This window comes from Streptomyces sp. NRRL S-495 (assembly GCF_000966955.1).
GTDB lineage: Bacteria > Actinomycetota > Actinomycetes > Streptomycetales > Streptomycetaceae > Kitasatospora > Kitasatospora purpeofusca.
Genome location: NZ_JZWY01000036.1, coordinates 34863 through 57237, shown reverse-complemented (window position 1 = coordinate 57237; position 22375 = coordinate 34863). Strand labels below are relative to the sequence as shown.

Sequence of the window (22375 nt, the reverse complement as noted above, 5' to 3'; positions counted from 1 at the left end):
TCACGGTGACCGTGGCGGCGCCCCCGGTGCCGTCCGTGGACCTCGCCTCGACCGGCGGCTCGTCCACCAACGCCCCGATGGCGATCACCGGTGCCACCTCGATCGCGATGGGCATCGGCACCCTGGTGGTGGCCCACCGGCGGCAGCGGACCCGCCCGGCCGCCGTGCGGACGCCGCTCCCCGCCGGGGGACCGGCGGCGGGACCGGGCCCGCACCCGGTGGCGGGCGGTCCGGTGGCGGGCGGTCCGGCGGTACGGTCGGGGGCGGCTCCGGCCGTCCGGCCCGCGCCGAGCTGGGCAGCCCGTCCGGCCGCCGGCCCGGCCACCGGCCCGGCCGCTGGTCCCGCCGGCCCTGCCGCGCGCTGAGCCGGACGGCCCGGCCGTCCCCGACGGGTGTGACCCCCGGCCCGCGCGACCGCCGCGCGGGCCCGACGGACAGGAGTGACCGCGGCATGGCCGACCACGAGGTGCTGTACGTGTTCTGCGGCCCGGACGGGACGCACGGGAACGCGCTGGGCGTCGTCCGGGACGGCGCGGCCGTGCCCGCCGAGGCGGACCGGCAGGCGATCGCCCGGCGGCTTGTTCGTCGACGACCCGGAGAGCGGCGCGATCGACATCTGGACCCCGACCCTGCGCCTCCCGTTCGCCGGCCACCCGTGCGTCGGCGCGGCCTGGCTGCTCGGCGTGGACCGGCTGGTCACCGCCGCGGGCGTGGTCGAGGTGCGGCGCGACGGCGAGTTCACCCGGGTCGCGGCTCCGGCCGCCTGGGCGCCGCCGCGCACGCTCCGCCGGTACGCGACGGCGGCCGAGGTCGACGGGCTGGCGGTGCCGCCGCCGGGCGAGTGGATCTACGCCTGGGCCTGGCAGGACGAGGCGGCGGGCACGGTCCGGGCCCGGGCGTTCCCCGGCCGGGGCGACGGCATCGACGAGGACGAGGCGACCGGCGCGGCCGCGCTCCTGCTGACGGCCGAGCTGGGCCGGGGGCTGACGATCACCCAGGGGCGCGGCTCGCAGCTCGTCACCGGGATCCCCGGGGAAGGGCTGGTCGAGGTCGGCGGCCGGGTCCGCCGCGCGGACCGGTAGCGCGACCCGACTGCGAGGGCCGGAGGTCAGCCCCGCCGGGCGGGGCCCGGCGAGCCGAGGCTGAGCAGTGGTTCGGCCTTCCGCCCGGGGTGCGCGGCCGGAGCGGCGGCGGCCCTGGGCGGGGCCGGCACGGAAGCGGGCGCGATGTCCGGAACCGGAAGAGGAGTCGGAGCCGGGTCGGGCTGCGAGGCGTGGTCGACCGGGCCGAGGGGGCCCGCCTCGCGCCGCAGGAGCAGGGCCCGGCCGGCTGGGACCAGGGCGAGGTGGGCGGCCGCGACGCCGACGACGGCGAGCAGTATGTGGTCGACGTTGAGCACGTGCCCGGGCGCCCACGAGGAGAGGAACTCCAGTGCCGTGGCCAGCAGGGCCGAGGCGCCGGTGGTGCGGAGGAAGGACGGGAGCCAGGGGGTCCCGAGCCGGCCGCCGGCGAGCGGGAGGAGGACGCCGAGCGGGGCGGGCAGCAGCAGCTCGCCGAGCAGCTGGCCCGCGGAGGAGAAGCGGAGCGAGGCCAGTGGCGTCAGGTTGGCGTCGTAGACCCAGGCCACCGGCAGCGGTCTCAGCACCAGCCAGCCCATCAGCAGCAGGTGGAGGGCGAGGCCGAAGAGTCCCACCGCCCGTAGTCGACGCCGGTGGTGCTGGACGGCCGTCGCCCGTCCGGTCTCGGTCCGCACGTCGGCACGCTCCTCGCGTGTCCTGGTGCCATCTCGCTGCACGGGGGGAAGGACGTGTTCCGGCGGCGTGACGGTTCCACACCTGGTGCGAACTTTGCGTCGCACGCCGGGGGCGGGTCCCCGCCCCGGGCGGAACCGCCGGGTGAACTCCCCCCGGCGGCCCTCCCGGACGTACCGGTGACCGGCCCCTGCCGGTGACCTGCCGGTACCGGCGACCGCGCCGCTACCGGCAGGGCGGCGCCGTGGTCGAGGCGGAGGGCGACGGCAGCGCGCCGAACACGTTGTCCGCCGGACCCGTCGGAGCACCCGAGGGCGCCGAGGCCGTCGGCGACACCACCGAGGGCGACGGCGAGCCGCCCGTCGGGGCCGCGCGCACCGGGGTGGTGGGCACCGGGGCGGCGGGCGCGGCCGCGGTGGGCGTCGGCGCGCCGTGCGCCGCTGCGGCCTGCGGCGGGCCGCCGACCGACCGCCCCGGACGGCGTGCTCGGGGCCGTGGGTATCCGCGCCACCGTCGGACAGGCGGTCCGGCTGGCCGGCGCACCCGCGTCGACCGGGACGGCCGTCGGACGGATGCCGCAGCCGGCGGCCAGCACGGCCAGCCCCACCAGCGCGGCGGCGGCGAACGGGCGCCGCAGCGGGCGCGTTCCTCGGGTCACCGGGCACTCTCCTCGGCAGTGTCGTCGGACGCCGGCGGAGGCGGCGGGGCCAGCGGCAGGGTCAGCGTGAACACCGCCCCCACCTCGCCGTTCGCGGCCGTGATGGACCCCCCGTGGATCTGCGCGTTGGCCATCGCGATGGACAGGCCCAGGCCGCTGCCCTCCGAGCGCGCCCGGCCCTTGTCGGCCTTGTAGAAGCGGTCGAAGACGTGCGGCAGCACGTCCTCCGGGATGCCCGGACCGCTGTCCGACACCGCGACGACCACCGTGTCGCCCTCCTCGCGCACCCGCACCCGCACCGGCGAACCGCCGTGCTTGAGCGCGTTGCCGATCAGGTTGGCGAAGACCACGTCCAGCCGGCGCGGGTCGACCACCGCCAGGATGCCGCGCGGGGCGTCCAGCTCGACCGCGTCGTACCAGGCCCGGCCGTCGATGCAGGACATGATCAGGTCGGCGATGTCCACCTCGTCGGCGACGAGCCTGGCGGTGCCGGCGTCGAAGCGGGTCACCTCCATGAGGTTCTCCACCAGGTCGGAGAGCCGCCGGGTCTCGCTGACCACCAGGCGCACGGCCGGTTCGATCATCGGGTCCAGCGACTCCGCCTCGTCCTCCAGGATGTCCGTCACGGCGGTCATCGCGGTCAGCGGGGTGCGCAGCTCGTGCGACATGTCGGCGACGAACCGCCGGCTCTGCGCCTCGCGCGCGCTCAGCTCCTCGACCTGCCCGTGCAGCGACTCCGCGGTCCGGTTGAAGGTCCGCGCCAGGTCGGCGAGTTCGTCCGAGCCCTCGACCTCGAGCCGGGTGTCCAGATGGCCCTCGCCGAGCCGCCGGGCCGCGTCGCCCAGCCGCTTGACCGGCCGCAGCACCGTCGCCGACGCGGCCTGCGCCAGCAGCGCCGAGCCGATCAGCGCCAGCAGGGTGGCGATCGCCAGCGACCAGCCGAGCGTGTTCAGATCGGCCCGCTCGTTCTCCAGCGACTTGAACATGTACGCGGTCGGGCCGGTCGTCACCACCTTGGTGCCGCCGATGACGAACGGCCGCCCGTCGAGGTTCTGCCGCTGCCAGTACAGGTGGTAGGTGTACGGGTTGGACTCGGTGAGCTCGCGCGGCTTGCCGACCGCCGTCCGCAGCGCGGTCGGCACACTGGCGATCGTGTACTGCGTCGAGCTGGACGAGGCGACGCAGTTCGGCAGCGCCGGATCGGCCACCACCACGTCGTAACTGAGGCCGGAGCTGGCGACGGTGCTCGCGAGCGCGTTCAGGTCCTCGCAGGTGGCGTTCAGCGGCAGGTTCGACACATTGCGGCTGAGCGAGACCCGGAAGTCGTTGAGCGCGGTGTCCTGGGCCCGCTTCAGCACCGCGTCGCGGTTGAGCCAGTACGCGATGCCGGACGCCGAGACGGCGGTGGTCAGCGCGACCGCGGCGAACACCGCGATCAGCCGCACGCGCAGCGAGCGCAGCCGGCGCCACGGGCCGGAGGAGAACCGGGCCGTCGTCTGTTGGTCAGTCACAGGAGCCTGTCGTTACGGAGGTCATCAGCGCGCGCGGCGGGATATCGCCGGCGCCGGACGGAGGTGGGCGGGTACGTCGGCCGGGCCGGTCACGCCGGCGGGTCCAGCCGGTAGCCGACCCCGCGCACCGTGCGGATCAGCGTCGGCGCCGAGGGCACGTCCTCGACCTTGGCCCGCAGCCGCTGCACACAGGCGTCCACCAGCCGGGAGTCGCCCAGGTAGTCGTGCTCCCAGACCAGGCGCAGCAGTTGCTGCCGGGACAGCGCCTGCCCGGGCCGCCGGCTGAGCTCCAGCAGCAGCCGCAGCTCGGTCGGGGTCAGCTGGAGGTCCGCACCGTCCTTGGTGACCGTCATCGCCGCCCGGTCGATCACCACGGTCCCGTACACGGACGAGTCGGAGCTCTCGCGCTCGCCGCGGCGCAGCACGGCCCGGATCCGGGCGTCCAGGACGCGGGGCTGCACCGGCTTCACGACGTAGTCGTCCGCGCCCGACTCCAGGCCGACCACGACGTCGATGTCGTCGGACCGGGCCGTCAGCAGGACGATCGGCAGCTGGTCGGTGCGGCGGATCCGGCGGCACACTTCGAAGCCGTCGATTCCGGGCAGCATGACGTCCAGCACGATGAGGTCCGGCCGCTGCTCCTTGAAGAGCCTCAGGCCGTCCTCGCCGGACGCGGCGGTGGCCACGCGGTGGCCCTGGCGGGTGAGGGCGAGTTCGAGGCCGGTGCGGATGGCGTCGTCGTCCTCGATCAGAAGGAGGAAAGGCACGGCCTCATTCTGGCTCACCCGGAGCGGCGAATCACCCCCCACCGTCCGCCCGGGGGCCGCACCCGTCCCGTCCGCCGCGCGACCGGGAACCGGAATGCCCGCCACCGGCGTCCGTCAACGGCGGGACAGGGCCGGGACGAAAGCCCCGGCCCTGTGACAGCCCTGTGACAGTCGACGGACAGCGCCATCACAACCGGCGGGCAGGATTTTCCATGTCGCCGCAGGACAGCGGGCCAATCGGCCCACTGGACGGCGGCGACGGAACCGCTCGAACCGATCCAGAGGGGGCGCACGATGAACGCCACGCTTCAGACCCGGACCAACCCGGCCGTCCGGACCGCGCGTTCGTCAGCGACCTCCCACCGGAGCCGGTTCGAGACCGGGGCCGAGGAGGCCTCCGGTGCCGTGATCGCACGGGGGTGCGCACACAGCACCGGTGGAAGCACTGTTGCCCGCCGGGTGAGCGGCGGCAGCAGGACGGGGGAGCTGTACGGGATCGGCCACCGGGGGAACACGGCCGACTCCGCCGCGACCTTGACGCTGCGGGGGATCCTCCCCGTCCGCGTCGAGGGCACGGACGCCCCGGCGGGGAACCGGGGCATCGTGGGAACCGGCCTGCGGAAGGCCGACTCGGGGGAGTCGGCCGGCCGCGAGGCCGCCGGTGCGACGCTGCTGCGGCTGAACCCCGCGGCGGCCCGCACCACCGAGCAGACGGCGGGCGGGGCGGCGTTCACCGCGGCGCAGGGCGAGCGCCCGGCGGTCGCGGAGGACCACATCACGGAGTTCACCGCCTACGTGCGGGAGCGCCGCGCCTCCCTCTACGCCACCGCCTACCACCTCACCGGTGACCGCTACGAGGCCGAGGACCTGCTGCAGAGCGCGCTCTTCAGCACCTACCGGGCCTGGGGCCGGATCACCGACAAGGCCGCGGTGGGGGGCTACCTCCGCCGCACCATGACCAACCTGCACATCTCCGCCTGGCGGCGCCGCAAGGTCAACGAGTACCCGACCGAGGAGCTGCCGGAGACGGTCGGCGACACCGACGCGATGGGCGGCACCGAGCTGCGCGCCGTGCTCTGGCAGGCGCTGGCCAAGCTGCCGGAGAACCAGCGGACCATGCTGGTGCTCCGCTACTACGAGGGCAAGACCGACCCGGAGATCGCCGACGTGCTCGGCATCAGCGTCGGCACCGTCAAGAGCAGCATCTGGCGCGCGCTGCGCCGGCTGCGCGACGACGAGCACCTGAACACCTCGGGCGACACGATCCGGGCGTTCGGCGAGCTGGTCGCGTAACGCGACCGGGACAGACTCCCGTCGGGGGACGGGTAGCAGGACGGACACGGACCAGGCGGCGCCGGCTCGGGGGAGCGGCGGCGCAGGGGGGAGCCGTGACCGTCCGGGGAAGGCGGCGGGCCCGGTGCGGGGGAGACGCACCGGGCCCGCCGTTCCGCGTGCCCGGCGCACCCCGCGCGGGGCGACCGCCGTTCGGACCGCTGCTTCAGGGCCGTCGCTTCGAGCTGTCGTTCGGGTCGTAGCTCCGGGCCGCAGCTTCGGGCCGCTGTTCAGACCGCCGAGAGCTCCCCGGCCCGGGCCGCCGCGCGGATCCGCCGCTCGGCCTCGGGCCCGGCGCACGGACGCGCCCCCAGCGCGACCTGGCGGCCGACGATGCCCCGCTCGGCCCGCATCAGCCGCCAGCCGCGCCGCACCAGCACGGGCAGCGACTTGCGGCCCTCGCGGACGTCCCGGCGCAGCCGCCACCAGGCGGTCGTGAGCGCGCCGTTGCGCAGGCACAGCGCGTCGCCCAGCAGCTCCGCGGCGGCGCAGTCGGACGTGATCTCGGCCGCGAAGATGCCCTCGGCGACGAACGCGGTGGCCCCGTCGAGCTCCAGCACCCTGGTGGAGACCCGGCCGTTGTCCGGGATCGAGTACACCGGCACCTCGGCCCGGCCCGTGTCGCACAGGGCGCGGATGGCCGCCAGGGCCTGGTCGCGGTGCCAGGCCAGCGGGGAGTCCCAGTCCACCGAGCCGTCGGGCAGCAGGGGCAGGCTGGGGTCGTCGCCGTCCTTGTAGAAGTCGTCGAGCTGGAGCACGGGCAGGCCGCTGCGCTCGGCGAGCGAGGACTTCCCGGAGCCGGAGGGTCCGGAGAGCAGGACCACCCGGGCAGGGGCTATCGACACAGGGTTCAGCGGGGAGTCACTCACGGGACACCAGTCTGACGCATCGGGGCCCGATGCCGAAACCCTGCGGATCACACCGTCCGCGCGACCGCCGGGTCGAGGAGCGAGGCGTGCAGCAGCGGCAGGTACCGGCTGTCGACCTGGAGGTACACCGGGTGATCGGCGCCGGGCGCCCGGTACGCGGTGGCGGCCCAGTCCTGGTCGTGCCAGGCGTCCGGCTCGGGGGCCTCGAAGGTGCCGCCGACCGCCAGTTCGAGCCGGTCGCGGTCGCGCGCGGTGAAGGTGGCGGTCGGGGCGCCGGGGGTGAGCCGCAGTTTCCCGGCGACATAGCCGGGCCGCTCGTCGGCGCGGGCCGAGCAGGGGATCCGGACCGGCCGCCCGGCGGCCAGCCGGCGCCTGGCGCGGGCCACCCGCAGCGTGCGCAGGAACCCGTCCGCGACCAGTGCCATCAGCTCGCCGGCCAGCTCTCCCATGGACCTTCTCCCCCTCGGTGCGCGATGTCGCCCCAGTCTGCGCGGCCGTCCGGGGCGCCGGCAGCGTCGAACGGCTCGACCCGGCGCGACGAAAGTCGACGGCCGGGGCCGGCCGGGAGCGGCCTAGCGCGGCTGCGGGCGGGCCCGGGAAATACGACGGACCCGCGCCAGGGGGGGAGAGGCGCGGGTCCGTCCTGTGACCGTCCGGGCCCTGGGGGGGTGAGGGCACGGGGGACGGCCAGTCTGTGGAGTTGTCACCGACTCGCGGTCACGGAGCGTAGCAGCTCCGGGGGTCCGTCGGTCAGATACCCATCGGGTGCCAGACCGTCTTGGTCTCCAGGAACGAGAGTAGCCGGTCCGTTCCGGGAGCATTGGTCCAGTCCTGGGCGAACGGGTCCGGTTCCGGCCGGATCACCCGCTTCAGGGTATCCGCGGCCAGGACCTCCAGGCCGCCCGCCGCGCCGGGTCCGTCGGCGGCGATCGCGCCGGTCAGGTCCAGCGCGTTGACGTCCTGGTGCGAGGCCAGGGTCGGCGCGATGTCGGCGGTCCGGCCGGACAGGATGTTGACCACGCCGCCGGGGACGTCCGAGGTGGCCAGCACCTCGCCCAGCGACAGCGCGGGCAGCGGCGCGTCGGCCGCGGCCGCCACCACCACGGTGTTGCCCGTGGCGACGGCCGGGGCGATCACCGAGACCAGGCCGAGCAGCGAGTGACCGTAACCGGCCTGCGGCGCGACGATCCCGACCACACCGGTCGGCTCCGGGGTGGAGAGGTTGAAGAACGGACCGGCGACCGGGTTGGCGCCGCCCGCGATCTGGGCCACCTTGTCGGTCCAGCCCGCGTACCAGACCCAGCGGTCGATCGCGGCGTCCACCAGGGCGGCGGCCTTCTTCGCGCCGACGCCCTCGGAGAGCGCCACCTCGGCGGCGAACTGCTCCCGCCGGCCCTGCAGCATCTCGGCGACCCGGTACAGCACCTGGCCGCGGTTGTACGCGGTGGTGCCGGACCAGCCCTTGACCGCCGCGCGGGCGGCGACGACCGCGTCGCGGGCGTCCTTGCGGGTGCCGAGCGGCGCGTTGGCCAGCCACTCGCCCTTCGCGTCCGTCACCTCGTACACCCGCCCGCTCTCGGAGCGCGGGAACTTCCCGCCGACGTACAGCTTGTAGGTCTTGAGGACATCAAGACGGCTCACGACATCAGACATCGAGGTAGGCCTCCAGACCGTGCCGGCCACCCTCGCGGCCGTAGCCCGACTCCTTGTAGCCGCCGAACGGCGAGGTCGGGTCGAACTTGTTGAAGGTGTTGGCCCAGACCACGCCGGCCCGGAGCCTGCTGGCCATCCAGAGGATGCGCGAGCCCTTCTCCGTCCAGATGCCGGCGGAGAGGCCGTACGGGGTGTTGTTGGCCTTCGCGACCGCCTCGTCGGGGGTGCGGAAGGTCAGCACCGACAGCACCGGGCCGAAGATCTCCTCCTGGGCGATCCGGTGGGCCTGGCTGACGCCGGTGAACAGCGTCGGCCGGAACCAGAAGCCGGTGCCCGGCAGCTCGCACGCGGGCGACCAGCGCTCGGCGCCCTCGGCCTCGCCGGCGTCGGTCAGCGCGGTGATCCGGGCCAGCTGCTCGGCGGAGTTGATCGCGCCGATGTCGGTGTTCTTGTCCAGCGGGTCGCCGACCCGCAGGGTGCCCATCCGGCGCTTCAGCGCGTCCAGCAGCTCGTCCTGGACCGACTCCTGGACCAGCAGGCGCGAACCCGCGCAGCAGACGTGGCCCTGGTTGAAGAAGATGCCGTTGACGATGCCCTCGACGGCCTGGTCGAGCGGCGCGTCGTCGAAGACGATGTTGGCGGCCTTGCCGCCCAGCTCCAGCGAGAGCTTCTTGCGGGTGCCGGCCACCTGCTTGGCGATCGCGCGGCCGACCGGGGTGGAGCCGGTGAACGCGACCTTGTTGACGTCCGGGTGCGCGGTGAGCGCCGCACCCGTGCTGCCGTCGCCGGTGACGATGTTGACGACGCCCTTCGGCAGGCCCGCCTGGCGGCAGATCTCGGCGAAGCGCAGCGCGGTCAGCGGGGTGGTCTCGGCCGGCTTCAGCACGACCGTGTTGCCGGTGGCCAGCGCCGGGGCGATCTTCCACGCCAGCATCAGCAGCGGGAAGTTCCACGGGATGACCTGGCCGGCCACGCCCAGCGGCTTCGGGTTCGGGCCGTAGCCCGCGAAGTCCAGCTTGTCGGCCCAGCCCGCGTAGTAGAAGAAGTGGGCGGCGACCAGCGGCAGGTCGACGTCGCGGGTCTCGCGGATCGGCTTGCCGTTGTCGATCGACTCCAGCACGGCCAGCTCGCGGCTGCGCTCCTGGATGATCCGGGCGATCCGGAACAGGTACTTGGCGCGCTCGCTGCCCGGCAGCGCCGACCAGTCGGCGAAGGCGGCCCGGGCGGCGGCGACCGCGCGGTCCACGTCCTCGGCGGTGCCCCGGGCGAACTCGGCGAGCACCTGCTCGGTGGCCGGGTTGACCGTCTTCAGCGCCTCGCCGCCGGAGGAGTCGACGAACTGGCCGCCGATGAAGTGGCCGTAGGAGCTGGCGATGTCGCCGGCCGCGGCGGGCGACTCGGGGGCCGGGGCGTAGCCGAAGAGGCCGCCCGCCGGCTTGCCGGCCGGCTCGGCCGGGGCCTGCGGCGCGGCCGCGGGCGCTTCGGTCTTCTTGGTGTTCTTGGCCATGATTCTCAGTCCACCGTCACGTAGTCGGGACCGGAGTACCGTCCGGTGGTCAGCTTCTGCCGCTGCATCAGCAGGTCGTTGAGCAGACTGGAGGCGCCGAAGCGGAACCAGTGCGGGCTCAGCCAGTCGTCGCCGAGGGTCTCGTTGACCATCACCAGGTACTTCATCGCGTCCTTGGTGGTCTTGATCCCGCCGGCGGGCTTCACACCGACCTGGACGCCGGTGGCCGCGCGGAAGTCGCGGACCGCCTCCAGCATCAGCAGGGTGACCGGCGGGGTCGCGTTGACGGCGACCTTGCCGGTCGAGGTCTTGATGAAGTCGGCGCCGGCCAGCATCGCCAGCCAGGAGACGCGGCGCACGTTGTCGTACGTCTGCAGCTCGCCGGTCTCGAAGATCACCTTGAGGTGGGCGTAGCTGCCGTCGGGGCGGCGGCAGGCCTCCTTGACGGCGACGATCTCGTTGTACACGTCCAGGTAGCGGCCGGAGAGGAAGGCACCCCGGTCGATCACCATGTCGATCTCGTCGGCGCCGGCGGCCACCGCGTCCGCGGTGTCGGCGAGCTTGACCGGGAGCGCGGCGCGCCCGGCGGGGAAGGCGGTGGCGACGGAGGCGACCTGGATGTCGGTGCCCCGGAGCGCCGCCTTCGCGGTGGCGACCATGTCCGGGTAGACACAGATCGCCGCGACGCGGGGAGTGGTCGGGTCGGTGGGATCGGGGGTCCTGCCCTTGGTGCACAGTGCGCGCACCTTGCCGACCGTGTCCGCGCCCTCGAGCGTGGTCAGGTCGATCATCGAGATGGCCAGGTCGATGGCGTACGCCTTGGCCGTGGTCTTGATCGAGCGGGTACCGAGAGTGGCGGCGCGCGCCTCCAGGCCGACCTGGTCGACACCGGGCAGGCCGTGCAGGAAGCGACGGAGCGAGGCCTCGGACGCCGCGACGTCCTCGAGACCGCTGCCCGCGACGCCGGGGGCATTGGCTGCAAGAGTGGACATAGTCACCACACCAGCATATCTACGCGCGTAGTCAATCGCCAGAGGCGCCACGCATCGATGCCGGACCGAGATCTCCGCGCCCCGGGAACCCCAACCGTCACCCCTGTGGATCGCGCGGGCCATGGGGCAGAATCGTCGACATGACCGAATCCCACGGCGAGCCCCGACCGGGCCCGGCCGGTTCCGATGGGGAGCCCGTGTACGCCGACCGCGTGTACCGCTCCGTTCCCGGCGTGATCTCCGGGGTGCTGTTGCTGGCCGTCGCGGCCTGGCTGATCGGGGACGCGGCCCTCAACGGCAGCGGCAAGACGCCGTGGGTGGCGCTGGCCGCCGTCCCGGTGTTCGCCTTCCCGGTGATCGCCTACACCCTGCGCCCGGCCGTCCGGGCCGACGAGCGCCGCCTGGTCGTCCGCAACCCGCTGCGCACGATCGTCGCGCCCTGGGCCGCCGTGGACGCGCTGCGCGCCGGGTACTCGGTCGAACTCCTCGCCGAGGGCAAGAAGTACCAGGTGTGGGCGGTGCCGGTGTCGCTGCGCCAGCGCAAGCGCGCCGCCCGGGCCCGTGAGCGCGGCGGGCAGACGCACAGCTCCCGGCTGGGCATGGTCTTCGGCGCGGGCGGCACGCCGTCCGGGGCCGGGGTGCAGGGCTCCACGGACCCGAACCGGGCCTGGTCCGACCAGGTGGTCGGCGTCCTCCAGGACATGGCCGAGCGCAACGCCTCCCGCCCCGACGCGGCCGGGCCGATCGAGGTCCGCTGGTGCTGGTGGATCATCGCCCCCACCGTGGCCGGCCTGATCGCCCTGATCACCGTGATCGCGGTCTGACCCGCCCGCGTCCGCACGCACGAGGAGGGCCCGCCGGCACTGCCGGCGGGCCCTCCGTCGTCCCCGGCGGGGTCAGCCGTCGATGCCGGCCGCGGCCGCGAGGTCCCGCTTGACGGTGGCGAGCAGCTCGGCGGCCCGGGCGCGGGCGTCCGCGAGGCCGGCGGCCGAGGCGACCGGGAGGACGACCTCCAGGTAGCACTTCAGCTTGGGCTCGGTGCCCGAGGGGCGGACCACGATCCGCGCCGAGCGGACGGCGTCGCCCGCCAGGTAGTAGCGCAGGCCGTCGGTCGGCGGCAGCTCGGCGGACCCGGCGGTGAGGTCGTCGGCGCGGGTCACGGTGAGCCCGGCCAGGGTCGTCGGCGGCCGCTCGCGCAGGGTGCGCATGGCGTCGGCGATCAGCGAGAGGTCCTCGACCCGGACGGACAGCTGGTCGGTGGCGTGCAGGCCGTGCTCCAGCGCCAGGTCGTCCAGCAGGTCGGTCAGGGTGCGGCCGGAGCGCTTGAGGGTGGCGGCGAGCTCGGCGACCAGCAGCGCGGCGGTGATGCCGTCCTTGTCGCGCACGCCCTGCGGGTCGACGCAGTAGCCGAGCGCCTCCTCGTAGCCGTAGCGCAGGCCCCCGGCGCGGGAGATCCACTTGAAGCCGGTGAGGGTCTCGGCGTAGTCGAGCCCGGCGGCCTCGGCGATCCGGCCGAGCAGGGTGGAGGAGACGATGGTGGTGGCGAAGGTGCCGGCGGCCCGCTTGGAGACCAGCGCGGCGCCCAGCAGCGCGCCGACCTCGTCGCCGCGCAGCATCCGCCAGCCGTCCGCACCGTCGGCCGGGACGGCCACCGCGCAGCGGTCGGCGTCCGGGTCGTTGGCGATGACGATGTCCGGGCCGGCCGCGGCGGCGGTGCGGAAGGCGAGGTCCATCGCCCCCGGCTCCTCCGGGTTGGGGAAGGCGACGGTCGGGAAGTCCGGGTCCGGCTCGGCCTGCTCGGCGACCACGGTGGGCGCCGGGAAGCCGGCCCGGTCCATGGCGGCGAGGAAGGTGTCGCGCCCGACGCCGTGCATCGGGGTGTAGACGATGTCGAGCTCCCGCGGGCTGTGCGGGTCGACGATCGACGCGGCGCGGTCGAGGTAGGCCTCGACGACGGACTCGTCCACCGTCTCCCAGCCGTCCGCGGCGAGCGGGACCTCGGTCAGGGAGCCGATCGCGTCGATCTCGGCGGCGATGCCCGCGTCCGCCGGCGGCACGATCTGCGAGCCGTCGCCCAGGTAGACCTTGTAGCCGTTGTCCTGCGGCGGGTTGTGGCTGGCGGTGACGGTCACACCGGCGGCGGCGCCGAGGTGGCGGACCGCGAAGGCGAGCACCGGGGTGGGCAGCGGGCGCGGGAACAGCAGCGCACGCAGGCCGGCGCCGACCACCACGGCGGCGGTGTCGCGGGCGAAGTCGTAGGACTTGTGGCGGGCGTCGTAGCCGATCACGACCAGGTCGCCGAGGTCCTGCCGCTTGACGTAGGCGACCAGGCCGGCGGCGGCCCGGATCACCACGGCGCGGTTCATCCGCATCGGCCCGGCGCCGAGCTCGCCGCGCAGGCCGGCGGTGCCGAACTGGAGGCGGTCGGCGAAGCGGTCGGCCAGCTCGGACCAGGCGAGCTTGGCGTTGGCGTCGGCGTCCGGGGTCTCGGCGTCGGCGAGCAGCGCGGCGAGCTCCTCACGGGTCTGCGGGTCCGGGTCCTCGGCGAGCCAGGTGCGGGCCCGGGCGAGGAGGTCGGTGGTGGTTGCCTGCGTCATGGCTGCAGCTCCATCGGGAAGTGCGTCGGTGGTCGGCCGGGAGGTGGCTCCGGACCGGGCCGGACCGGGCCGCGCCCAGCGGGTCGGGCGCGGGTCGGGCGGCGGTGGCCGGAGGGTGCCGCGGGGCGGGGTCGTGCGGGGCTTACGGGGTCGTGCGGGACGGGCGGTGCGGGGAGGTGCGGGACGAAACGTACGGCGCGCCGGCGGCGGGACGCGGTGTCCGGCGCCCCCGGGCGGCGGCGTGTCGGGCCCGGGCACGCGGACGGGGCCCGCGGGCGGCTGTGATCACCGGATCACGTCCGTCCGCGGGCCCCGTCGCTCATGCGCTGTCGCCCCGGCGTCAGATCCGCTCGAGGACCTTGGCCAGCAGCGCGCCCATCCGCTCGGCGGAGGCCTTGCCGGCCTCCAGCACCTCGGCGTGGTTGAGCGGCTCGCCGGTCATGCCGGCGGCCAGGTTGGTGACCAGGGAGATGCCCAGCACCTCGGCACCGGCCTCGCGGGCCGCGATGGCCTCCAGGGTGGTGGACATGCCGACCAGCTCGCCGCCGATCACCCGGGCCATGTTGACCTCGGCCGGGGTCTCGTAGTGCGGGCCGCGGAACTGGACGTAGACGGCCTCGTCGAGGGTCGGGTCCACCTCGCGGCAGAGCGCGCGCAGCCGCTTGGAGTAGAGGTCGGTGAGGTCGACGAAGTTGGCGCCGACGATCGGCGAGTCCGCCGTCAGGTTGATGTGGTCGCTGATCAGGACCGGCTGGCCGGGGACCCAGGTCGGGCGCAGACCGCCGCAGCCGTTGGTCAGCACGATGGTCCCGCAGCCGGCCGCGGCGGCGGTGCGCACGCCGTGGACGACGGTGGCGACCCCGTGGCCCTCGTAGTAGTGGTTGCGGCCCAGGAAGATCAGGGCCCGCTTCTCACCGATCCGCACCGAGCGGATCGTGCCGGCGTGACCGGCCACGGCGGGGGCGGGGAAGCCCGGGAGGTCGGTGACCGGGAACTCCGCCACGGTCTCGCCGAGGGCGTCGGCGGCCGGCACCCAGCCGGAGCCCATCACCAGGGCGACGTCGTGGCGCTCGGCACCGGTCAGCTCGCGCAGGCGCTCGGCGGCGGCCTGGGCGGCGGCGTAGGGGTCGGCGGAGACGACCGACTGAGGAGATGCGTTCACACGTCCGAGGATAGACGGGAAATGGCTACGCGCGTAGAAAATCCTGGTACGACGTGCCGGATCGTTACCCGGATGGCGTGAACGTACAGCTCCGGGGCGGCGGAACCGTGCCGCGACCCGGAGCAATCTCCAAAGAGGTCTCAGCAGGGACGGCGGCGCAGGTCCAGCACGTAGTCGTCGGGGGCCCCGGCGCTCTCCGCCGCGTCCGCGATCAGGCCCAGGTAGCGGGCCGCCGGCAGGCCGCCCTCGTAGTCGTTGAGCACGTACGTCCAGACCGTCACATCGCCGTCCAGGGTCTGCGCCCGGAGCCGGGTCTTGCGGTAGATGCCGAGCTGGACGCCCTCCCAGCGGTCCAGCCCCTCCTCGTCCATCGGCGCCACGTCGTACAGCGAGACGAAGACCTGGTCCTTCTCGTCCTCCACCACGGTGGCCAGCGAGCCCTCCCAGCCGAGGTGCTCGCCGCCGAAGGTCAGCCGCCACCCGGACAGCCACCCCGTGCCGCGCAGTGGCGAGTGCGGGGCGCGGCGAGTCATCTGCCGTGCATCGAGGTTGGTGGCATACGCGGCGTAAAGGGGCATGGGGCGAAGCCTACGTTCACCGGCCGATCCGACAGAAGCCCCGACCCCGGCGTGGCAGTCCTCCCGGCGTGCGGGACAATGGGTGACGTGACTCGGATCGTGATCATCGGTGGCGGACCAGGCGGCTACGAGGCGGCGCTCGTCGCGGCCCAGCTCGGCGCGGAGGTGACCGTCGTCGACCGCGACGGCCTGGGCGGATCGGCGGTGCTCACGGACTGCGTGCCGTCGAAGACGCTGATCGCGACGGCGGAGGTGATGACGACCTTCGACAGCTCGTACGAGGAGCTGGGCATCATCGTCGCCGACGACACCCCGCACATCGACACCCCGGCCCGGGTCGTCGGCGTCGACCTCGGCAAGGTCAACCGCCGGGTGAAGCGCCTGGCGATCGCGCAGTCCCACGACATCACCCAGTCCGTCACCCGCGCCGGCGTCACCGTGCTGCGCGGCCGCGGCCGGCTGGGCACCGGCGGGCAGGCCGTGGACGGCTCCCGCGAGGTGCTGGTCGACGCCCCCGACGGCAGCGTGCAGTCCCTGCGCGCCGACGCGGTGCTGATCGCCACCGGCGCCCACCCGCGCGAGCTCCCGGACGCCCAGCCGGACGGCGAGCGGATCCTGACCTGGACCCAGGTGTACGACCTGGACGAGCTGCCGCGCGAGCTGATCGTGGTCGGCTCCGGCGTCACCGGCGCCGAGTTCGCCGGCGCCTACCAGGCGATCGGCTCCAGGGTCACCCTGGTCTCCTCGCGCGACCGGGTGCTGCCGGGCGAGGACCCGGACGCCGCAGAGGTGCTGGAGGAGGTCTTCCGCCGCCGCGGCATGAACGTGATGAGCCGCTCCCGCGCCGAAACGGTCAAGAGGATCGGCGACACGGTCGAGGTCACCCTCTCCGACGGCACAGTGATCGAGGGCACCCACTGCCTGATGGCGGTCGGCTCGATCCCCAACACCGCGGAGATGGGCCTGGAGGAGGCCGGGGTCAAGCTCAACGACTGGGGCCAGATCCAGGTCGACCGGGTGTCCCGCACCTCCGCCCCCGGCGTCTACGCGGCCGGCGACTGCACCGGCGTCTTCATGCTCGCCTCGGTCGCCGCCATGCAGGGCCGGATCGCGATGTACCACGCGCTCGGCGACGCGGTGCAGCCGCTGAACCTCAAGACCGTGGCCTCCAACGTCTTCACCGACCCCGAGATCGCCACCGTCGGCTACACCGCGGCCGATGTGAAGTGCGGCAAGATGGACGCGGTCGAGGTCAAGCTCCCGCTGCGCGGCAACCCGCGCGCCAAGATGCAGGGCATCCGGGACGGCTTCGTGAAGCTGTTCTGCCGCCCCGGCACCGGCATCGTGGTCGGCGGCGTGGTCGTCGCCCCCCGGGCCAGCGAACTCATCCACCCGATCTCGCTCGCGGTGGACGCCAATCTGACGGTCGAACAGGTGGCCAGCGCCTTCACCGTCTACCCCTCGGTCTCCGGCTCCACCGCCGAGGCCGCCCGCCAGCTCCACATCCGCAAGCGGGACGCGGGCGAATCCTGAGCCTCCGGTGCGCAGTTGAGGGCGGTCGCCGTTCGGCGGCCGCCCTTCGCGCGTCCGGGGGTGTCACCCGGACGGCGGGCGCAGCCCCGGCGTACCGGCGGCGCGAATTGTACGGTCACGCGCCGCTCGGGCGTGAGCAATTCCCGCTACTAGCAGCAAACGCCTGAAAGCAGACGGTCACGCAGGTTACCGTCGGTTCTGTGTTTGCAGCAGAACGTCGCCAGTTGATCCTCGAAATGGTGCGCGCCAACGGAGCCGTCTCGCTCCGGGAGTTGGCCCGCGTCGTCCAGACCTCCGAAGTGACCGTGCGCCGCGACGTACGGGCCTTGGAGGCAGAAGGGCTCCTCGACCGCCGGCACGGCGGCGCGGTGCTCCCCGGCGGCTTCAGCCGCGAACCCGGCTATCCGCAGAAGACCCACCTCTCCGCCGCCGAGAAGAGCGCCATCGCCGATCTCGCCGCCGGACTGGTGGAGGAAGGCGACGCCGTGGTGGTCGGCGCCGGTACCACCACCCAGGAACTCGCCCGCCGACTCGCCCGGGTGCCCGGGCTGACGGTGGTCACCAACTCCCTCCTCGTCGCCCAGGCCCTGGCGCACGCCAACCGGGTCGAGGTGGTGATGACCGGCGGCACCCTGCGCGGCTCCAACTACGCCCTGGTCGGCAGCGGTGCCGAACAGTCGCTGCACGGGCTGCGGGTCACCAAGGCCTTCGTCTCGGGCAGCGGGCTCACCGCCGAACGCGGACTCTCGACCACGAACATGCTCTCCGCGAGCGTGGACCGGGCACTGGTGCAGTCGGCCGCCGAGGTGATCATCCTCGCCGACCACACCAAGCTCGGCGCGGACACCATGTTCCAGACCGTCCCCACCGAGACCATCACCCGGCTGGTCACCGACGAGCACGCCACCGCGGACGACGCCACCGCCCGCGAACTCGACGCGCTCGCCGACTGCGGGGTGCAGATCGACCTCGCCCCGCTCGGCGCCCCGCCGCCCGGGGACGCCCCGGTCCACGGCACCGGCAGCGGCCCCGTCCACCAGACCCAGCCCGGCCCGCTGGCCCGCCGCAACGCGCCGCCGCCCGGCGGCGCCCCGCTGCCCGGCCAGCGGCGGCCCGGCACCCACGGCGGTCCCGGCGGGCCGGGCGGGCCCGGTGGGCCGCTGCCGGCCAGACTCGCCGAACTGGGTCTGCCGCGCGGGCGCTGAAGCCCGCGCGGGCGGGGCCGCCGCTCCGGCTGCCCTGTGGCTTCGTCGCACCACCGCATGACCGTTGCACCGCATGGCCGTTGCACCGCACGACCGTTGCACCGCATGACCGCCGAAAACGTGACCGGTCCGCACACCCGAAGGTGTACGGACCGGCGGCGGACCTGTCAGTGCCCGATCGGGCCCCGACTCAGTCCTTGATCTCGCAGAGCGCCGCGCCGCTGGAGACGCTCGCACCCACCTCGGCCTTGAGGCCGACGACCGTGCCCGCCTTGTGCGCGTTCAGCGGCTGCTCCATCTTCATCGCCTCCAGGACGACGATCAGCTCGCCCTCGGCGACGACCTGACCCTCCTCCACCGCGACCTTCACGATGGTGCCCTGCATCGGCGAGGCCAGCGTGTCACCGCTGACCGCCGAACCGGCCTTCTTGGCACCGACCCGGCGCTTGGCCTTGGCGGCCCCCGCACCGGCCGCCGGAGCGGCGGCGACACCCAGCGAGGACGGCAGCGAGACCTCGATCCGCTTGCCGCCGACCTCGACGACCACGGTCTCCCGGCCCTCCGCCTCCTCGCCCTCGCCGGCCGCACCGGCGAACGCGGGAATCGTGTTGTCGAAGTCGGTCTCGATCCACCGGGTGTAGACCGTGAACGGCCCCTCGCCGCCGTGCACCTCGGGCGCGAACGCCGGGTCGGTCACGACCGCCTGGTGGAACGGGATGGCCGTCGCCATGCCCTCGACCTTGAACTCGGCCAGCGCGCGCCGCGCCCGCTCCAGCGCCTGCTTGCGGTCCCGGCCGGACACGATCAGCTTGGCCAGCAGCGAGTCCCAGGCCGGGCCGATGACCGAACCGCTCTCCACACCCGAGTCCAGCCGCACACCCGGGCCCGACGGCGGCGCGAACAGCGTCACCGTGCCCGGCGCGGGCAGGAAGTTGCGGCCCGGGTCCTCACCGTTGATACGGAACTCGAAGGAGTGACCCCGCACCTCCGGGTCGCCGTAACCGAGCTCCTCGCCGTCCGCGATCCGGAACATCTCCCGGACCAGGTCGATCCCGGTGACCTCCTCGGTGACCGGGTGCTCCACCTGCAGACGGGTGTTGACCTCCAGGAAGGAGATCGTGCCGTCCACCGCCACCAGGAACTCGCAGGTGCCGGCACCCTCGTAGCCGGCCTCCTTGAGGATGGCCTTCGACGCCCGGTACAGCTCGGCGTTCTGCTCGGGGGTCAGGAACGGCGCGGGCGCCTCCTCGACCAGCTTCTGGTGCCGGCGCTGCAGCGAGCAGTCACGGGTGGACACGACCACCACGTTGCCGTGCTTGTCCGCGAGGCACTGGGTCTCGACGTGCCGCGGGTTGTCCAGGTAACGCTCGACGAAGCACTCGCCGCGACCGAAGGCGGCGACCGCCTCCCGGACCGCCGAGTCGTACAGCTCCGGAATCTCCTCCAGGTTGCGGGCGACCTTGAGGCCGCGACCGCCGCCGCCGAAGGCCGCCTTGATGGCGACCGGCAGACCGTGCTCCTGGGCGAAGGCGACGATCTCCTCGGCACCCGAGACCGGGTCCGGCGTGCCGGCGACCAGCGGGGCACCGGCGCGCTGCGCCACGTGCCGGGCGGTCACCTTGTCACCCAGGTCGCGGATGGCCTGCGGCGGCGGGCCGATCCAGGTCAGGCCCGCGTCGAGCACGGCCTGGGCGAAGTCGGCATTCTCCGACAGGAAGCCGTAGCCGGGGTGGACGGCGTCCGCACCCGAGTCGGCGGCGGCCTGGAGGACCTTGGCGATGTCCAGGTAGCTGGTGCCGGGAGTGTCGCCGCCCAGCGCATAAGCCTCGTCGGCCGCGCGGACGTGCAGCGCATCCCGGTCCGGCTCGGCGTAGACGGCGACGCTGGCAATACCGGCGTCCGAGCAGGCCCGGGCGACGCGGACAGCGATTTCCCCGCGGTTGGCGATGAGCACCTTGCGCACTGTGGCTCCCTTCTTGAACCTCGTTGAGTTTATGGATTCCTGGGCAGTACCGGCGAGTAGCCCCAGGTTGTGAACTATCCCACACAGAGGGTGATGCGCCCGGGCGGGCGGTGGGCGGCCCGACGGGAGTATGTGCAGGTGATGGCGCATACGGCCTGGGTGGTGCGGCGACTGCGCTCGGTGACGGGGCGGCGTGGCGGCGCGATGGGTCGGTGGCACCCGCTCCTGGTGCGGGTGCCGTTCAAGGAGTGGGGGCGGACGCGGGGCCTGGGCCGGGTGTCGGTGCGGGTGTCGGTGCGGGTGCGCCCGCAGGTGCGACTGCGGGCGCGGTGCCGGGGGTGGTTCCGGCGGTGGTGTCCGGACCTCCCGGCGGGGTCGGTGCGCGCTCCAGGGCCAGGGCGGTGACGTCGGCGATCTGCTCGACCACGTCCGGGCCGTAGGCACCCGGGTTGACCACCTTGAGCAGCAGGGCGAAGGTGCCGTCCGTGCCGTACCGGCGGACCAGCCGGCGGTGGTGGGTGACCAGGTGGCGGACGCCGGCATGGTTGGCGATGCCGGTCTGGCCGGAGATCAGGAAGACCGGGCGGCCGTGCCCGGGCGTGGCCAGCCGGGCGAGCAGGACGTACTCCCCGGCCTCGAGGTCGGCGGCGTACGACCGGCCGCCGATGGTGATGGTGTTGTCCCGCACCACCTGGTCGTTGGAGATCGCCACCCCCGGCAGGCCCCAGGCGAGGTGGGCGGCCATCCGCTCGTTGGAGACGGGGCCGCCGAAGCAGAACTCGGTCTTGGCGCCGAGGCCGCGCGGGGCGGCGTCGTGCGCGACCAGGTCGGTGTGCGCGCCGCACTCCTTCACCAGGGCGGCCAGTTCCATCAGCGCGTAGGCGTCGCGCCGGGTGACCGTCCTGTGGTGCGCGCCGGTGCCGATGCTGCGGTTGACCACGATCAGGCACTCGCTGCCGGCGGGCAGGCCGAGGAAGTCCCTGGTCCGTTCCAGTCGGCGTCTTCGGCGCAGGCTCTGACCGAGCCAGCCGAGGACGGCACTGATCGCGCTTGCCACCAGGCCCAGCAGGACGTTGAGCAGACTGTCGGTCATCCGCTCGCCATCTCCCCCGTCGGTTTGGAGCGTCGGCGCCGTCCGGGCGCTCCTCTAGCGTGCATCACATCGGATTGTCGGTGGGGGAGATGGCGACAATTGTGCCGCTCTTTGGCGCGCGGGCGACGCCCCGGCGGCCGACTCCCGGCGTGCGGGCGAGGCTCTGCCGCGACCGTTCCCGGGGCGCGCGTGGGCCCGTCGTACGCGCAGGGTCCGGCATGGGTGCGGGGCTTGCACGTTTGTGCGGGCCGTCGGGCATGCGGGGCCGCCCGACCCGTCAGACCCAGAGGTCGGTGATCCGCACGCCGAGTTCGGTGAGCAACCCGCGCAGCAGCGGCAGCGAGAGGCCGATGACATTGCCCGGGTCGCCGTCGACGCCCTCGACGAACGGGGCTGAGCGGCCGTCCAGGGTGAACGCCCCGGCCACGTGCAGCGGTTCGCCGGTCGCGATGTACGCGGCGACCTCGGCGTCGTCCGGGGTGCCGAAGCGCACGGTGGTGGAGGCGGTGGCGGACGCCTGTCGGCCGGTGGCGGTGTCGATCACGCAGTGGCCGGTGCGCAGCACGCCGGCCCGGCCGCGCATGGCCTGCCAGCGGGCCAGCGCCTCGGCCTCGTCGGCGGGCTTGCCGAGGGCCTGGCCGTCCAGCTCCAGCACCGAGTCGCAGCCGATCACCAGCTCGCCCTCGGTGAGGGTGGCGGCGACGGCCTTGGCCTTGGCCTCGGCGAGCACGAGGGCGAGTTCGGCGGGGGTGGCGGCGGTGAGGGCGTCCTCGTCGACGCCGCTGACCACCACGCGCGGGTCGAGGCCCGCCTGACGCAGCAGCCCGAGCCGGGCGGGGGAGGCGGAGGCGAGCACGAGGGAGCGACGGTCGGTCATGCCACCAGGGTAGAGGGCCGCTCCGGGCGGTCGTTCTGCGGTCGTCAGACCATCAGCAGAACCGCGATCACCAGGGCGAGGACGGCGAGCACATGACCGGCCCGGTGCAGCCGCCGCTGCATGCGCCGGGCTTCCGGGGAGGGCTCGTCGCGGGGGTCTGACCAGAGCATCGTTCCAGGGTGCGCCCCCGGCCGGTCGGGCGCCTGAGTATCCGTACTCAGCTTTCGGGGCAATCCGGGCTCCGTGACGGGGTGCTCCTTCCTGCTGCACTTTGCAAAGTGGGCACTTTGCAAAGTGCAGGTACTGAGCGGCCGCCACAGCTGACAG

Annotated in this window: 19 protein-coding genes and 2 pseudogenes; 6 read left to right on the top strand and 15 right to left on the bottom strand. The window is 73.9% G+C overall.

Annotation, left to right across the window (positions count from 1 at the left end; genetic code table 11):
- Nucleotides 1-365, top strand: a pseudogene (locus VR45_RS03140) (hypothetical protein); the annotation flags it as partial.
- 86 nt (nucleotides 366-451) lie between these two features.
- Nucleotides 452-1082 (top strand): annotated as a pseudogene (locus VR45_RS03135) (PhzF family phenazine biosynthesis protein).
- Nucleotides 1083-1108: 26 nt separating this feature from the next.
- Here VR45_RS03135 and VR45_RS03130 read toward each other — a convergent pair.
- The 3 genes from VR45_RS03130 to VR45_RS03120 form a co-directional block, all read right to left on the bottom strand.
- Complete coding sequence (locus tag VR45_RS03130; protein WP_052708811.1) at nucleotides 1109-1753, bottom strand: VanZ family protein; 645 nt, start codon at nucleotides 1751-1753, stop codon at nucleotides 1109-1111.
- 652 nt (nucleotides 1754-2405) lie between these two features.
- Complete coding sequence (locus tag VR45_RS03125; RefSeq protein WP_045938111.1) at nucleotides 2406-3920, bottom strand: sensor histidine kinase; 1515 nt, start codon at nucleotides 3918-3920, stop codon at nucleotides 2406-2408.
- Nucleotides 3921-4009: 89 nt separating this feature from the next.
- Nucleotides 4010-4687, bottom strand: a complete 678-nt coding sequence (locus VR45_RS03120) for a response regulator transcription factor (protein WP_045938110.1) — start codon at nucleotides 4685-4687, stop codon at nucleotides 4010-4012.
- Between the two features lie 600 nt (nucleotides 4688-5287).
- Here VR45_RS03120 and VR45_RS03115 point away from each other — a divergent pair.
- The gene (locus tag VR45_RS03115; RefSeq protein WP_234325817.1) at nucleotides 5288-5980 is read left to right on the top strand and encodes a SigE family RNA polymerase sigma factor; all 693 of its coding nucleotides are present in this window, start codon (nucleotides 5288-5290) and stop codon (nucleotides 5978-5980) included.
- A 269-nt stretch (nucleotides 5981-6249) separates the two neighbouring features.
- On the opposite strand, the gene VR45_RS03110 is transcribed toward VR45_RS03115, so the two are convergent.
- The 5 genes from VR45_RS03110 to deoC all read right to left on the bottom strand — a co-directional run bounded on the left by VR45_RS03110 (nucleotide 6250) and on the right by deoC (nucleotide 11040).
- Complete coding sequence (locus VR45_RS03110; RefSeq protein ID WP_234325815.1) at nucleotides 6250-6864, bottom strand: ATP-binding protein; 615 nt, start codon at nucleotides 6862-6864, stop codon at nucleotides 6250-6252.
- A 71-nt stretch (nucleotides 6865-6935) separates the two neighbouring features.
- A complete protein-coding gene (locus VR45_RS45300; protein ID WP_045938108.1) occupies nucleotides 6936-7337 on the bottom strand; it encodes a hypothetical protein in 402 nt (133 codons plus the stop codon).
- 301 nt (nucleotides 7338-7638) lie between these two features.
- On the bottom strand, nucleotides 7639-8541 hold the full coding sequence (locus tag VR45_RS03100) for an aldehyde dehydrogenase family protein (protein WP_045938107.1): 903 nt from the start codon (nucleotides 8539-8541) through the stop codon (nucleotides 7639-7641).
- Entirely contained in the window at nucleotides 8534-10048 is a 1515-nt protein-coding gene (locus VR45_RS03095) for an aldehyde dehydrogenase family protein (protein WP_234325814.1), read from the bottom strand. Before VR45_RS03095 ends, VR45_RS03100 begins: the two co-directional genes overlap by 8 nt.
- Nucleotides 10049-10053: 5 nt before the next feature.
- Nucleotides 10054-11040: a deoxyribose-phosphate aldolase gene (deoC, locus tag VR45_RS03090; RefSeq protein ID WP_030393421.1), complete on the bottom strand. Its 987-nt coding sequence runs from the start codon at nucleotides 11038-11040 to the stop codon at nucleotides 10054-10056.
- Between the two features lie 140 nt (nucleotides 11041-11180).
- Between deoC and VR45_RS03085 the strand changes: the two genes are divergently transcribed.
- Nucleotides 11181-11864 (top strand): PH domain-containing protein, encoded by a 684-nt coding sequence (locus VR45_RS03085; RefSeq protein WP_045938106.1) that lies wholly within the window; start codon nucleotides 11181-11183, stop codon nucleotides 11862-11864.
- A 72-nt stretch (nucleotides 11865-11936) separates the two neighbouring features.
- Here the strand turns inward: VR45_RS03085 and VR45_RS03080 are convergent, their stop codons facing one another.
- From VR45_RS03080 to VR45_RS03070, 3 genes are all read right to left on the bottom strand, one after another.
- Nucleotides 11937-13637, bottom strand: coding sequence for a phospho-sugar mutase (locus VR45_RS03080; RefSeq protein ID WP_045938105.1), 1701 nt, complete (start codon nucleotides 13635-13637; stop codon nucleotides 11937-11939).
- A 340-nt stretch (nucleotides 13638-13977) separates the two neighbouring features.
- Complete coding sequence (locus VR45_RS03075; protein ID WP_045938104.1) at nucleotides 13978-14799, bottom strand: purine-nucleoside phosphorylase; 822 nt, start codon at nucleotides 14797-14799, stop codon at nucleotides 13978-13980.
- 140 nt (nucleotides 14800-14939) lie between these two features.
- Complete coding sequence (locus VR45_RS03070) at nucleotides 14940-15377, bottom strand: gamma-glutamylcyclotransferase (RefSeq protein WP_045938103.1); 438 nt, start codon at nucleotides 15375-15377, stop codon at nucleotides 14940-14942.
- A gap of 78 nt (nucleotides 15378-15455) precedes the next feature.
- On the opposite strand from VR45_RS03070, the gene VR45_RS03065 reads away from it, so the two are divergent.
- The gene (locus VR45_RS03065; protein ID WP_045938102.1) at nucleotides 15456-16910 is read left to right on the top strand and encodes an NAD(P)H-quinone dehydrogenase; all 1455 of its coding nucleotides are present in this window, start codon (nucleotides 15456-15458) and stop codon (nucleotides 16908-16910) included.
- A gap of 200 nt (nucleotides 16911-17110) precedes the next feature.
- The gene (locus VR45_RS03060) at nucleotides 17111-18115 is read left to right on the top strand and encodes a DeoR/GlpR family DNA-binding transcription regulator (RefSeq protein ID WP_078896193.1); all 1005 of its coding nucleotides are present in this window, start codon (nucleotides 17111-17113) and stop codon (nucleotides 18113-18115) included.
- 190 nt (nucleotides 18116-18305) lie between these two features.
- Here VR45_RS03060 and VR45_RS03055 read toward each other — a convergent pair whose 3' ends face one another.
- The 4 genes from VR45_RS03055 to VR45_RS49915 all read right to left on the bottom strand — a co-directional run bounded on the left by VR45_RS03055 (nucleotide 18306) and on the right by VR45_RS49915 (nucleotide 22218).
- Nucleotides 18306-20078, bottom strand: a complete 1773-nt coding sequence (locus VR45_RS03055) for a biotin carboxylase N-terminal domain-containing protein (protein WP_045938100.1) — start codon at nucleotides 20076-20078, stop codon at nucleotides 18306-18308.
- A gap of 241 nt (nucleotides 20079-20319) precedes the next feature.
- Entirely contained in the window at nucleotides 20320-21171 is an 852-nt protein-coding gene (locus VR45_RS03050; protein ID WP_063772398.1) for a hypothetical protein, read from the bottom strand.
- Between the two features lie 277 nt (nucleotides 21172-21448).
- The gene (locus VR45_RS03045; RefSeq protein WP_045938099.1) at nucleotides 21449-22048 is read right to left on the bottom strand and encodes a nucleoside triphosphate pyrophosphatase; all 600 of its coding nucleotides are present in this window, start codon (nucleotides 22046-22048) and stop codon (nucleotides 21449-21451) included.
- 44 nt (nucleotides 22049-22092) lie between these two features.
- On the bottom strand, nucleotides 22093-22218 hold the full coding sequence (locus tag VR45_RS49915) for a hypothetical protein (RefSeq protein ID WP_255360215.1): 126 nt from the start codon (nucleotides 22216-22218) through the stop codon (nucleotides 22093-22095).
- Nucleotides 22219-22375: the final 157 nt, after the last annotated feature.